At 50.0% G+C, this 13,996-nt stretch carries 12 protein-coding genes; 8 read left to right on the forward strand and 4 right to left on the reverse strand.

Annotation, left to right across the window (positions count from 1 at the left end):
• From IKQ95_09250 to IKQ95_09260, 3 genes are read left to right on the forward strand one after another with little or no spacing between them, the layout of a single operon-like run.
• The gene (locus tag IKQ95_09250) at positions 1-789 is read left to right on the forward strand and encodes a hypothetical protein (protein ID MBR4196881.1); all 789 of its coding nucleotides are present in this window, start codon (positions 1-3) and stop codon (positions 787-789) included.
• A gap of 40 nt (positions 790-829) precedes the next feature.
• The gene (locus tag IKQ95_09255; protein MBR4196882.1) at positions 830-1,624 is read left to right on the forward strand and encodes a hypothetical protein; all 795 of its coding nucleotides are present in this window, start codon (positions 830-832) and stop codon (positions 1,622-1,624) included.
• Positions 1,625-1,655: 31 nt separating this feature from the next.
• Complete coding sequence (locus IKQ95_09260) at positions 1,656-2,723, forward strand: site-specific DNA-methyltransferase (protein ID MBR4196883.1); 1,068 nt, start codon at positions 1,656-1,658, stop codon at positions 2,721-2,723.
• A 40-nt stretch (positions 2,724-2,763) separates the two neighbouring features.
• Here IKQ95_09260 and IKQ95_09265 read toward each other — a convergent pair whose 3' ends face one another.
• The 4 genes from IKQ95_09265 to folK all read right to left on the reverse strand — a co-directional run bounded on the left by IKQ95_09265 (position 2,764) and on the right by folK (position 5,669).
• Complete coding sequence (locus tag IKQ95_09265) at positions 2,764-3,513, reverse strand: amino acid ABC transporter ATP-binding protein (protein MBR4196884.1); 750 nt, start codon at positions 3,511-3,513, stop codon at positions 2,764-2,766.
• A gap of 4 nt (positions 3,514-3,517) precedes the next feature.
• Positions 3,518-4,321: an amino acid ABC transporter permease gene (locus IKQ95_09270; protein ID MBR4196885.1), complete on the reverse strand. Its 804-nt coding sequence runs from the start codon at positions 4,319-4,321 to the stop codon at positions 3,518-3,520.
• Complete coding sequence (locus tag IKQ95_09275) at positions 4,311-5,108, reverse strand: transporter substrate-binding domain-containing protein (GenBank protein ID MBR4196886.1); 798 nt, start codon at positions 5,106-5,108, stop codon at positions 4,311-4,313. Before IKQ95_09275 ends, IKQ95_09270 begins: the two co-directional genes overlap by 11 nt.
• A 69-nt stretch (positions 5,109-5,177) precedes the next feature.
• Positions 5,178-5,669 carry a 2-amino-4-hydroxy-6-hydroxymethyldihydropteridine diphosphokinase gene (gene folK, locus IKQ95_09280; protein MBR4196887.1) on the reverse strand — a complete coding sequence of 164 codons (492 nt, stop codon included), beginning with the start codon at positions 5,667-5,669 and terminating at the stop codon, positions 5,178-5,180.
• 110 nt (positions 5,670-5,779) lie between these two features.
• Here folK and treP point away from each other — a divergent pair, with 110 nt between their 5' ends.
• The 5 genes from treP to IKQ95_09305 all read left to right on the forward strand — a co-directional run bounded on the left by treP (position 5,780) and on the right by IKQ95_09305 (position 13,990).
• Positions 5,780-7,711, forward strand: coding sequence for a PTS system trehalose-specific EIIBC component (gene treP, locus IKQ95_09285; GenBank protein MBR4196888.1), 1,932 nt, complete (start codon positions 5,780-5,782; stop codon positions 7,709-7,711).
• 5 nt (positions 7,712-7,716) lie between these two features.
• Entirely contained in the window at positions 7,717-9,327 is a 1,611-nt protein-coding gene (locus IKQ95_09290; GenBank protein MBR4196889.1) for an alpha,alpha-phosphotrehalase, read from the forward strand.
• A 114-nt stretch (positions 9,328-9,441) separates the two neighbouring features.
• Positions 9,442-10,269 (forward strand): 5'-methylthioadenosine/S-adenosylhomocysteine nucleosidase, encoded by an 828-nt coding sequence (gene mtnN / locus IKQ95_09295; protein ID MBR4196890.1) that lies wholly within the window; start codon positions 9,442-9,444, stop codon positions 10,267-10,269.
• Positions 10,269-11,315 carry an aminotransferase class I/II-fold pyridoxal phosphate-dependent enzyme gene (locus tag IKQ95_09300; protein ID MBR4196891.1) on the forward strand — a complete coding sequence of 349 codons (1,047 nt, stop codon included), beginning with the start codon at positions 10,269-10,271 and terminating at the stop codon, positions 11,313-11,315. Before mtnN ends, IKQ95_09300 begins: the two co-directional genes overlap by 1 nt.
• 8 nt (positions 11,316-11,323) lie before the next feature.
• Positions 11,324-13,990, forward strand: coding sequence for a valine--tRNA ligase (locus tag IKQ95_09305; protein ID MBR4196892.1), 2,667 nt, complete (start codon positions 11,324-11,326; stop codon positions 13,988-13,990).
• The last annotated feature ends 6 nt before the right edge of the window (positions 13,991-13,996 follow it).

Raw genomic sequence — 13,996 nt, forward strand, 5'->3', positions numbered from 1 at the left:
ATGAATATCAGCGAGGCTGTAACGTCAGCAGAAGAAGGACTCAAATCCCGCGCTGACAGCAGAAATTACAACGGCATAAAGGAGAGCATAGAGTCGGCATTCGTCAATATACAGTCGGCGATGTTCCCGGCTCATGTCAACTACGAAGAGAAAAACATTGCTGAAAGTTTGCGGCTTGCGGCTGAAAATCTCAGGTCAGCAATATCACGGTTAATGAATGATTCTGACGGCGAAAAGTTCACGGCCATGCTAATATCTCGTCTCCCGGAAATAAAGCGGGTGCTTCTCACGGACATTACAGCAGCTTATGAGGGAGACCCAGCCGCGAAAAGCCCTGACGAAATAATTTTGGCCTACCCTGCTTTCACGGCAATAAGCGCGTACAGGACAGCCCACGAGCTTTATGTTATGGGAGTGCCGTTAGTCCCGCGAATCATAACCGAGTACGCTCACTGGCTCACGGGAATCGACATTCACCCGGGCGCGGCAATCGGGGAATATTTCTTCATAGATCACGGAACAGGAGTCGTAATCGGCGAGACTTCAACAATCGGCAGGAGAGTCAAAATCTATCAGAATGTTACGATAGGCGCGAAAAGTTTTGACGTTTCCCCGGACGGCTCACTAGTGAAGGGGATAAAGCGTCATCCCGACATCGGCAATAATGTTGTGATTTACGCGGGGGCGACTATATTGGGCGGTGATACGGTCATCGGGGACGACTGCGTAATAGGCGGAAATGTCTGGCTGACTCACTCTGTAGAGGCCGGGCAGGTTGTCGTTAGGTGAAATTTTCCCTCCTGTATAATTTCTGCGGGAGGGATTTTTCTTGATTAATTACTGGACGGAGCAGAGCATAATTTTTGCGGGGCAGAGGAATTATCTTGACGAGCTATTCAGAGTATACCCGGTGAATCCTAACTTGCGCCGGGAGCTTTCACAGTCTCAGGCCGAAAAATTAATGTCGGCTTATGACTCACGCGACAACATAAGGCTTGTTGAAACTTTGCTTGACACTGAACTTTTCCCGCTGAAAGATTCGTATGTTCCTTTTCTCAGGCATGACAGGGGAGCGATAATGCGGAATCCTCAGACGGTGAACAGGATAGCCGGAAATTTATACCAGATGGGAATCGATGCAATAATAGAAAAATGCACAGCCCCGAAAGAAACAAACAGGCAGATGGGGCCGATGTTCAAAAACTGGATAGCACGAAACGTTATCGGAGTCCCAATTCTGAATGACCCGGAAAAATTTTTGCACATGAATGACAACTGCATACTAAATTCTTCAGACGCTTTAATGCAGGACTTCTCACAAAAATATTTGGGCTTCACACGCAACAAGGGAGTCGACTTTCTCGCAAAGTTTCACGGAAAATATATCGCGGGCGAGGCAAAATTTCTGACAGATTTCGGAGGACATCAGAACGCGCAGTTTGATGACGCATTAAGCACACTTCACAGCTTCAGGCCGTCACGATTTGACGTTATCCCCGTTGCAATTATTGACGGCGTAATCTACATCAGCAATCACAGCAAAATGCATGAATATATTTACCGTCACCCGCAGGATAATATCATGTCCGCTCTAGTTCTCCGTGAATTTCTCTACTCACTGTAAAATGCTCCGGCTTTCTTTTGACGGAAGATTATTGCGCGATGAAGTTCTGCAAAAAGCACACAGCACCGCCGCCAATATCAATATCACGCTTGACACGTCACAAAATTATCTCTTCATGGCCGAAAACTTTTCCGCATTGTCGCTCCTCCTGAAATATTACACAGGAAAAATTGATCTCGTCTACACGGATCCGCCCTTCAACACGCAGAATGACTTTTACATTTCCGACACCCGCGCAAATTCCGTAAGCGCAGTGAAATCCCGCAGAGCATACCCCGACAAGATGACCCGGGAAAAATTCCTTGCCTTTATGCGTGAGAGGCTCATACTGATTCATGAATTGCTGTCTGACAGAGGCTCGCTCTATCTTCACATTGACTGCAAGACCGGCCATTATGTGAAAATTATGCTTGATGAGATTTTCGGGGCTGAGAACTTCATGAATGACATTGCCCGCGTGAAATCGAATCCCAAGAACTTTTACCGCCGTGCATGGGGCAATGAGCGCGACATGATTCTATTTTACGTCAAGAAATCCGGCCTCAACATATGGAACGACATCAAAGCCCCCCTCAATGATTCCGAGATTCTGCGGCTTTTCCCGAAAACTGACACTGACGGAAGGCGATACACTACGATTCCTCTTCATGCCCCCGGCGAAACTCAGGGCGTTACCGGGCGGGCGTGGCGGAATATTCCCGTTCCACCCGGCCGACATTGGAGGACTGACCCGGCGAATTTTGACGCTCTCGACTCGCAGGGACTCATAGAGTGGTCAGCGTCAGGCAATCCCCGAATCAAAAAATACGCGGACGGTCACAGCGGCAGAAAGATTCAGGACGTGTGGACATTCAAAGACCCTCAGAATCCCGTTTACCCTACGGAAAAGAATCATGACATGCTGAAATTGATTGTCGCTCAGTCATCGCTTAATGAAAGTATTGTGCTTGATCCTTTTGCCGGAAGCGGGGCTTTCCTAATGTGTGCTAATGAATTAGGCCGTAAGTTTATCGGGATTGACCAGTCAGAAGAGTCCGTGAAAGTTATCCGTGAGAGATTGAGAGATGATTATACGTTTGTTGATTTGGTGAAGGAGTAAAATTTTCCCCCAGTCGTAAAAGGCCGGGGGATTTTTGTTGTTACCGTCTCAATACTTTTGAGAGAAATTCTACCGTACGCGGCTGTTTCGGGTGATTGAACACCTCATCCGGCGTACCCTGCTCGCTGATTATTCCCTTGTCGATAAATAATACCCTGTGCGCGATTTTGTACGCGAATCCCATCTCATGAGTTACAAGATACATAGTCATTCCCAAGTCGGCAAGCTCCTGCATAACGTCAAGAACTTCACCGATCATTTCAGGGTCAAGCGCGCTCGTAGGCTCATCGAACAAAAGCACCTCTGGATTCATAGCCATAGCCCGGGCGATTGCGACTCTCTGCTTCTGCCCCCCCGATAATCTGTCAGGCCATTCGTCTATCTTGTCGGCAAGTCCAACGCGGGCTAGGAGTTCGGCGGCTCTCACATCAGCTTCTTCCTGCGTCATGAGTTTTAGGTCGACAGGGGCAAGCGTCAAATTTTTCCTCACCGTCAAATGCGGGAAAAGGTGAAAATGCTGGAACACCATGCACATTTTACGCCGTACAAGATTTATGTTGCATGAAGGGGACGTAATATCTTCTCCGTTGAATGTGATTGTCCCGGACGTAGGCTCCTCCATTCGGTTAAGGCAGCGGAGGAATGTTGACTTTCCTGACCCTGAAGGCCCTATCACCGCGATTTTCTCGCCCTTCACTATTGATGTGCTTATTCCGTTTAGGACGTTAAGAGTCCGGCCGTCCTGAAGCACGAAAGTTTTGCGAAGGTCTTTCACTTCAATAACCGCCATGTTATTACCTCCTGCCCCGACTGAGCCACTGCTCCAGCTTTTTCACGAGCTTTGACAGTACCATTACCATAATCAGATAGATTATCGCAACCATCACAAGCGGCTGTGAATGCTCAAGCGTCAGTGCCTGAATGTTCTGACCCGCCCGCGTAAGGTCATCAATCCCGATGTACCCGGCTATTGATGTCTCCTTCAGCAGTGCTATAAACTCGTTGAACAGCATCGGCACAACGTTGCGTAATGCCTGCGGTAATATAACGTGCCTCATTGATGAGCCGTATGTCAGTCCCAATGACCGCGCCGCCTCCATCTGTCCCGCGTCAATCGACTCAATTCCGCCCCGGAAGATTTCCGCCACATATGCCCCGGAGTTAAGACCGAACGCAAGAATCGCAATGTACTGCGTGTTGAGATCCCTCGCTGAGGCAAATATAGTGAAGTTCCATATCAATAGCTGAACCATCGCAGGAGTCCCACGCAAAACGGTGATATATGTCTCCGCAAACTTGTTCAGAATCGGAATATGCACCCCGCCTTTGTACGCCACACGTATAACGCTCAGTATCAGCCCGACAATCACGCCGATTACAGTCGCGCCGGCCGTCATGAAGAGAGTCGACTTCAGGCCGTCAACAAGCATCATATAGCGGTCATCCTTCACGAAATTCTGATAGAAACGCCTGTTGAAGTCCGCCCACGCCGAGGCCGTAAAGAATCCCGAACGCCACAGCAAATACAGCAGGAACGCTCCGACAATCCACAGCAGAAAATCTCCGCGCCCCGCTCCGGGGTATGTCTTATTTCGCATAGTCTTCCGCCCGGATTAACGCTACCTGCTTCACGCCCGTAACGTAATTTTCGGAGAAGTCCATATTCTCTTTGCGTTCGTCTGTTACGGTGATTCCCGCGCAAATCATATCAACTTTTCCTGTTGAGACGGCTGTGGGAAGAGCGTCAAAATTCATGTTGATGATTACGAGTTCTTTGCCGAGCTTTTTGGCGATGTGGGCGCACATTTCGATGTCGATTCCTATGAAGCCGCTTCCGACTTTCAGCTCATAGGGGGCAAATCCTGCCTCTGTCCCTACATAGAGCTTTCCGCCTTTCGCACCCTTGCTGAAGTCTATATCCTCCGGCTTGACCGCTGAATAGTCCCCGCCGATGTACTTGGCGAAAATGGTATCCATTGTTCCGTCAGCTTTCATTTCCGCAAGAATCTTGTTGACCTGTGAGACTAGCTCCGTATTTCCCTTCCTGAAGCCGATTGCGTAGCTCTCAACGCTCATAGGCTCGTCCATAATCGCGAGGCCGTCAATCTCATTCACGAATCTTTTCGCGGGCATTTCGTCCATGATTACGGCGCGGATTTTTCCCTGCCTTAGAGCCGCAACAGCGTCAACATATTTCTCGTATGTCGTGAGGAGATCCGCTTTCTTGTCGCCAAGCAGATCCTCGGCTATGTACTGGCCTGTTGTGCCTCTCTGAGCCGCGAGCCTTTCGCCTTTGAGCTGATCCGGGGACTTGAGCTTTTCACCCTCAGCAGACGCACAAACGCACAGCATTAACACGAACATAAGCGCAAGAAACTTTTTCATGATAAGAACAGTCCTTCCTGTGAAAATTTTCCGGCAAATAATTATAGCCTAAATAGTAATGCGCGGGCATTAAAGCTCCGTAACCCTCAGCGGCAACGACTCACCGTCAACCCCGGCAATCATTTCATGAACCGTCAAACCGTTCTCAGGGTGCCGCCAGCCATCCGGGACAATCTGACTCAGCGGCACAAGCACAAAAAGACGCTCCGGGATTCTCGCGTGCGGAATGTCCAAATCCTGCGAGTGAAATATAACGTCATCCATCAGCAGAATATCAATGTCAATTTTCCTCGCGCCCCATCGGACTGACTCAACACGGCCAATTTCGCGCTCAAAATTTTTGACGGCCTTCAGGATTTCGTGAGGCTCATAATCTGACGGCGAGTCGATTCTCACGCAGGCGTTCAGGTAGTCAGGCTGTGCGACTCCTCCCCAGGGGGCTGTGCTGAATACGTCGCTTGACGCTGAGACATGGCCGAGTGATTCGAGTCTTCTGACTGCCTCGCGGAGATTCTGGAGACGATTGCCCAAATTTGAGCCTAACGCAAAATATATCTTCACGGAAAAATCACGCTCCCTTATGGAATATACTTACGGAAAAATTACACTGTCTGCAATATAATTATCACACTTCAAATTATCCCAAAAATTTTATATCGGAGGCGTTGCTCATGGGCAAATTTTTGTCTGACGCAAAAGAGCTTCTCGCGGCCATAGGCGGGAAGGAAAATATCACGGCGGTCTCCCACTGCATAACCCGTATGCGGTTCGTTCTGACTGACCCGAAAATAGCGGACATGAAACGAATCGAGTCCATCAAGTCAGTAAAAGGGACATTCACGCAGGCCGGGCAGTTTCAGGTGATAATCGGGAATGAAGTTGCTGACTTCTACAAAGATTTTGCGGAAGTGTCCGGGGTATCGGGAGTCTCAAAGTCTGAAGTAAAAGCGATGTCGAAACAGAATCAGAATATTCTTCAGCGACTCATGACATCAATCGCGGAGATATTCGCGCCGTTAATCCCTGCTATTGTTGTGGGCGGTCTCATTCTCGGCTTCAGGAATGTTATTGACAGCATGGAGATTTTTGGCGGTGCGACTCTCGTCAGCCAGAGTCAATTTTGGGCGGGCGTTGACCACTTTTTGTGGCTTCTCGGTGAGGCAGTGTTTCATGTCGGAATCCCTGTAGGAATCTGCTGGACTATCATGCGGAAGATGGGCGGTACGGAAATGCTCGGTATCATTCTCGGACTTACGCTCGTATCTTCACAGCTCACGAACGCATACGCAGTAGCCGGAGCGATGGCAAACGGGACACTGAATCAGTGGAATTTCGGCTTCATTCAGGTGAACATGATCGGCTATCAGGCTCAAGTTCTCCCGGCAATGTTAGCGGCTTTCACATTGGCATACTTGGAGCGTTTCTTCAAGAAGATTATTCCGCAGGTCGTGCAGATGATTCTTGTACCGTTCTTCAGCTTATTGTTTGCGGTAATGGCGGCTCATTTCGTGCTTGGGCCAATCGGCTGGCGTATAGGCTCGTGGATTTCTGCGGCTGTCTACGCGGGAATATCGGGGTCATACCGCGTAATATTCGGGGCGGTGTTCGGGTTCTTCTACGCTCCCCTAGTCATTACGGGACTGCACCACATGAGCAACGCTATAGACATTCAGCTTATCGCGGATTTCGGCGGGACTATGCTTTGGCCTATGATAGCGTTGTCGAACATCGCACAGGGAAGCGCGGTGCTAGGTATGATTTTCCTTCAGCGTAAAAGCGCAAAGGCTAAGGAGCTTAATATTCCGTCCTGCATATCGTGTTATCTCGGTGTAACTGAGCCGGCCATGTTCGGAGTCAACCTGAAGTATGTATTTCCGTTCATCTGCGGTATGACTGGCTCATGTATCGCGGGAATCATCAGCACAGCAGCGAGTGTTACGGCGAGTGCTATAGGTGTCGGAGGATTGCCGGGTATACTGTCGATTCAGCCGGGGTCTATTGCGTGGTTTGCTATCTGCATGGCCGTTGCGGTGTGCGTACCGTTCGCGCTGACCTACGCCGCAGGAAAGCGCAGGGGAATCGACAAGGAAGCCGCTGACGAAGCGACAAAGGAAGCCGAATTAGAGCGGGCAAGGACGGAGCATAGGCCGATAGATTTCATGGCGTTCCTTACTGGGAAGACAGTCGCAATAAGTGAAGTGCCTGATGCTACATTTGCCGAAAAAGTTTTGGGCGACGGAATCGCGATAGAGCCGGAAGATAATATACTCGTCTCGCCTGTTGACGCTGTTGTGGAGAATCTCATGGAGGGCAGCAATCACGCAATAGGACTCGTTATGGATAACGGCCTCGAAATTCTGTTACACATTGGGCTTGACACTGTAGCAATGCAGGGAGATGGATTTGTCCTTCACGTTGCGGAGGGCGACAGGGTGAAAAAAGGCCAGGAGCTAATCTCGTTTGACCCGGAGAAAATCAAAGCCGCAGGCCATCCCGTAACAACAATCATGGTAATCACGAATGACGCGGGATATGAGTCGTTCAAATTTGACGCGGGTATTCAGGTCAAAGCCGCCGAAAACGTTATAGCACACGCGGAGTAACAGCCATGCAGGACAAATACAAATCTTCAGCCGTCTACCAGATCTACATCAAATCATTCTGCGACTCAAACGGAGACGGTATCGGCGACATCAACGGAATACGCGCAAAGCTCCCCTACATTCATTCGCTGGGAGTCAAATATATCTGGGTAACTCCTTTCTTCTGTTCACCGATGGCGGATAACGGCTATGATGTCTCAGACTATCGCAACGTTAATCCCATGTTCGGCACAATGGATGACTGCGAGAAAATGATAGCTGAGGCTGACGCGCTCGGAATGGGGTTCATGTTCGACATGGTATTCAATCACACATCGGACGAGCATGAATGGTTCAGGAAGGCACTTGCGGGAGACCCGAAATATATGGACTACTACATTTTCCGGGACAACCCGCCGGAATGGACATCAGTTTTCGGGGGGTCAGCGTGGGAATTTTCGCCCTCAGTCGGGAAATATTACTTGCACTTGTTCCACAAAAAGCAGCCCGATTTGAACTGGGACAATCCGCAAGTCCGGGAGGAACTGAAAGACGTTGTGCGATTCTGGAAGGGGAAAGGCGTTAAGGGATTCCGCTTTGACGTTCTCAACCTAATATCAAAGCCCGCGAATCTTGAATCGCTTCCTGCGGGGGCTGGCGCGCAATTCTGCAAGGACGGCCCGCACATTCACGAGTATATACGCGAGCTTGCTGGGGACTCCGGGATTACGGACATGATTACGGTCGGCGAAATGTCGTCCACAACCCTCGAAAACTGCATACAGTACGCGAATCCGTCAGGCTCTGAGCTTTCTATGTGCTTCAACTTCCATCATCTGAAGGTTGACTACAAGGACGGCGGGAAATGGACTCTAATGCCTCCCGATTTGCACGAACTCCGAAAAATTTTCAGCACGTGGCAGGAAGGACTCTCGAACGCAGGAAGCTGGCAGGCTCTCTTCTGGTGCAATCACGATCAGCCGCGAATAGTCTCAAGATTCGGCGATGAGGGCGAATACTGGAGGCAGTCAGCAAAAATGCTCGCAACGTTCGTACACTTCATGAGGGGGACTCCGTATATATATCAGGGCGAGGAGCTTGGGATGACTAACGCACACTTCACGGACATAAAGCAGTATCAGGATGTCGAGTCGCTGAATTATTATCGGATTATGCGCGACAATGGAGTCTCCGAGTCTGACGCGCTGAAAGTCCTTGCCTCGAAATCACGCGACAACGCACGGACTCCAATGCAGTGGACTCCCGGCCATGAGGCAGGATTCACGGAGGGTAAATCATGGCTCAGTGTTACGGAGAATTTCACGGACATCAACGCCGAGTCAGAAGAGTCAGACCCCGACTCAATCCTCAATTACTATAGGCAGCTTGTGCAGCTCAGGAAGGATTACGCGGTAATCTCGGAAGGTGATGTGAAGTTCATTGACACGGGAAATGATAACGTCATCGGCTATGAGCGGAGATTGAACGGTGAAAGACTCGTAGTGCTGTGCAATTTCAGCGGGAGTGATGAGACTGTTACGGGCGTTGACGTGAAAGGCCGGGTGTTAATCGGGAATTATTCCGGCTCGCACAGGATGATGAAGCCGTATGAGGTTCTCGCGATTCTTGAGGGCTGAGTCAGATTTTCAGGCGTAAAAGCAGGGGCGTTCCTTCAGATTTTGCGGGGACGCTCTTTTTGTGTAGTACAATACCTGAGAATTTCACACTTCAACGAAAGAAGGCTTTATCCCATGAGGAAGACTGCAATAATTCTCGCCTTGATTCTTTGCTTTGCGGGCTGCGGTGAGTCTCTGCCTGCGTACGATAGCGAATCACGCCCCATTCTGATTCAGGGGGCAATGAAAATTGAGACTGACATACTGATTTCCGCGCTTGCTGAGTCTCATGACATCACTATAGAGCATTGGCATTACGTTGCCGGGAAAATTGACGGCTATCCCGTTATAGTGAGCGTAACGCGGTGCGGGGTCGAGAATGCTTCAGTGTCAACAGCACTTGCGATTGAGACATTCAGGCCGTGCGCTGTGATTAATCAGGGTACGGCGGGAGGACATGACCCGGCATTGAGGCGGGGCGATATTGTGATAGCGTCAGACTGTTTCAACTCTTCAGCATGGAAGGCAGGATCAAGCGCAAAAGGTGAGGGAGTAAATTACCGTGATATAAATCTTCTTGACGTTAATTTTTACGATGAGTACGAGAACGGAGAAGAGATTACGTTTCTTCCTGCTGACGAAAAGCTGAAGGCTTCCGCGCTCGCTGTGAAGGGGAAATATTCAGGCGGGAAAATTGCTGTAGGACGTATTGCGACTTCTGACTCATGGGAGAACAGAGTCGACCGTATATTATTCTTTCACGAGAAATTCGGCTCATCGTGCGAGGAAATGGAGACATTCGCGGCGGCTAAGGTGTGCAGGATTTACGGCGTTCCGTTCTTGGGCGTGCGTGTAATCTCAAATTCTGAGCTTACAGGTGAAGAATTTATACCGAAACTCGGCCATGACTGCCAGGAATTTGTGATTGAGGTTGTGAAAAATTACATCAGGGAGATGAATTAATGCAGAGGATAAAATTTGAGACTGACTACCAGGAGGGAGCATCGCCGGAAATTTTAGAGCGTTTACTCTCAACGAACCTCGAACAGACATCAGGCTACGGCGAGGACTCTCACTGTTCCCGCGCAAAAGAGTTAATACGCCGCGAGATAGGCAGGCCGGAGTCGGCGGTCTACTTCATGGCCGGAGGGACTCAGACTAACACAACGGTGATAAAGCATTTGCTGACCCCCTGCGAGGGAGTAATAGCGACCTCAACGGGACATATAAACGTCCACGAGTCCGGCGCGGTTGAGTCGACAGGCCACAAAGTTTTGACGCTTCCGAGTCATGACGGATTACTTGACGCAGGAGACTTTCGGCAGTACATGGAGGCGTTCACCGTTGACCCGACAAATGCACACATGGTACAGCCGGGGCTTGTCTACGTGTCGTACTCGTCAGAATTGGGAACGGTCTACAGTAAATCACAGCTCACGGAAATACGGCGGGTATGTGATGATTACGGGCTGAAACTTTTTCTTGACGGCGCGAGGCTCGGAACGGGATTAACGTCTAGTGTGTCCGACATGGCAATGAATGATATTGCGGACTTGTGCGATGTGTTTTATATCGGCGGTACAAAGAACGGGGCGTTACTCGGCGAGGCTGTAGTTTTCCCGAACCCTGAAGCGGTAAATCTCCGGCACTTTACGACAATAATCAAACAGCAGGGCGGACTCCTCGCAAAAGGTAGGCTGTTAGGGATTCAGTTTGAAGTGTTGTTTGAGGACGGACTATTTTACAGGAATGCAGAACACGCGAATATTCAGGCCATGAAAATCAAGCGGGCATTCACGGATAAAAGTATACCGTTCCTGATAGATTCACCGACAAATCAGCAGTTCCCGATTCTGACACGTCAGCAGAATGAATCACTGTCCGCGAAATTCAGCTATGAGTCGTGGCAGCCGTTAGAGGACGGACGATTAGCGGTAAGATTCTGCACGAGCTGGGCAACAACTGATGACAGTATCAATGAACTAATACAGGCAATCAATCAACTATAGGAGGAAAAATGACAACAAGGAAACGAAACAGGAATTTAGACAAGAGCTACACGCCGGACAACATAGAGCAGAAATGGTACGCGGAATGGGTTTCTCACGGCCTCTTCAACGCGGAAATTAACCCTGACGCAAAAGCATTCTCAATCGTAATCCCCCCGCCTAACGTAACAGGCTCTCTTCATGTGGGACACGCATTCGATCACACATTTCAGGATATTATGTGCCGTACAAAGCGCATGGAGGGCTACAGCGTGTTGTGGCTTCCCGGAACTGACCACGCCGGAATAGCGACTCAAAATGTCGTCGAGAAAGATTTGGCCAAGAAGGGAATCTCACGCTATGACCTTGGCCGGGATGAGTTCGTCAAAAAGGTGTGGGAATGGAAGAAAGTTTACGGCTCACGAATCATTGAGCAGATGAAGAGACTCGGCAACTCGTGCGACTGGAGGCGGGAAAGATTTACGCTTGACGAGGGATTATCGCGGGCAGTAAGGGCGGTATTTGTCCGTCTCTACAACAAGGGGCTAATCTACAGGGGGAAATACATCGTCAACTGGTGTCCCCGCTGTGCGACTGCAATATCAGATCTTGAAGTCGAATATGAAGACCAGCCCGGAAATTTCTACTACGTACAGTACCCATTGACGGACGCAGAAGGCTATATCCTCGTAGCAACGACACGCCCCGAAACGATAATAGGCGATGTAGCAATAGCAGTACACCCCCGCTCAGAGAAATACAAGCACTTAATCGGGAAGCATGTACGAGTCCCGCTCACTGACAGAGTGATTCCCATCATCGAGGACAACATGGTAGACCCTGAATTTGGCACGGGCTGTGTGAAGATTACGCCGGCGCATGACCCGAATGATTTTCTTGTCGGACTGAATCACAATCTCGAACAAATACAGGTAATCGACTCTCGCGGAATAATGAACGAGAATGCCGGAAAGTATCAGGGTATGACAATCGAGGAAGCCCGAAAAGAATCGGTGAAAGATTTGGAGTCGCTTGGCCTCCTCGTGAAGACAGAGAAAATCACGCATTCTGTAGGACACTGCCAGCGTTGCGGGACAACCGTTGAGCCGTATTTGTCGGAGCAGTGGTTCGTGAAGACTAAGCCCCTCGCCGAACGCGGAGTCCAGGCGGTGAAGGATGGCCGAATAAAGTGGACTCCGTCCCAGTGGGAGAAGACATACTTTAACTGGATGGAGAATATCCGGGACTGGTGCATATCCCGCCAGCTTTGGTGGGGACACAGGATTCCCGCGTGGGAGTGCAAAGACTGCGGGCATATCACTGTCGCCGAAATTGACCCTACAGAATGCGAGCATTGCCACAGCAAGAATATACAGCAGGAGAGCGATGTTCTTGATACGTGGTTCAGCTCTGCATTGTGGCCTTTCTCGACAATGGGATGGCCTGACGATGCCCCGGAGCTGAAATATTTTTATCCCACGTCATTAATGGTAACGGGATTCGACATAATATTTTTCTGGGTTGCGCGAATGATTATGATGGGCCTCGAATTTATGGGCGATGTTCCATTCCGGGACGTGTACATTCATTCGCTGATTCGAGACGAGCACGGAAAGAAGATGAGCAAGACAAAAGGCAACGTGATAGATCCTCTCGTGATGATCGAGAAATACGGAGCTGACGCGCTGAGGATGACACTTGCGGCATTGTCTGTGCAGGGGCGTGATATTCTCCTGTCGTCAACACGAATCGAGACATACAGATTTTTCATGAATAAATTGTGGAACGCCTCACGCTTTGCGCTGATGAATCTTGATGACGATGTGAGAGAGATTGACCCGATTCAGCTTCAGCTTCACGACAAATTCATTCTCACCCGGACTCAGGAAATGGCGCGGAGTGTCCGTGAGCAGATAGACTCCTACGACATAGGGACGGCGGCGCGGGGACTCTATGATTTCGTGTGGGGCGATTTGTGCGACTGGTACGTGGAGATGTCAAAGCCTGCGCTGAAGGGCGACGAGGGCGACGCGAGGAAGCACACGACTCAGGGCGTAATCGAGCATGTATTCAGGACAGTATTGCCGCTCCTGCACCCGTTTGTGCCGTTCATCACTGAGGAATTGTGGGCGGCGTTCGGGTTTAACGACGACTATATAATGCGGTCTTCATGGCCTGAGCCTGTGAGGGAGTACGAGTTTTCCGGGGCTGTTGACGAAATGCGAGTCCTGCAGGAAACCGTGAGGACTCTGCGAAATCTCCGGGCAGAAGCTCACGTCCCCCCGCAGAAGAGACTAGCCCGCTCCGTGATTCGTGTTGCGGGTAATACTAAGACCGCTGAAATTTTGCGTGCGTCATTGAATCAGGTTGAGGGACTCTGCAAGGTTGACAGCGTGATTCTTGAGGAGCCTTCGCCGGAATGGTCATACGGGCCTTCATTGTCGAGCGTCTGCGGTGATGCTGAAGTGAAATTGCCTGTGGGTGATGTTCTTGACGTGCCGGAAGAGATTTCGAGGCTTGAGAAAGAAATAGCGTCAATCATGAAGGCTGTTGCGTCAAGCGAGGCGAGACTCAGCAAGGCGGATTTTGTCGCCCGTGCGCCCGCTGAAGTTGTCGAGAAGGAACGCGGGAAAGTCGCAGAAGGTAAAGCGCAGATTGAGAGACTCAAAGCCAATCTTGAGAGTTTGAGCAAGTAATGAGAG

The organism is Synergistaceae bacterium (genome assembly GCA_017540085.1).
GTDB lineage: Bacteria > Synergistota > Synergistia > Synergistales > Aminobacteriaceae > JAFUXM01.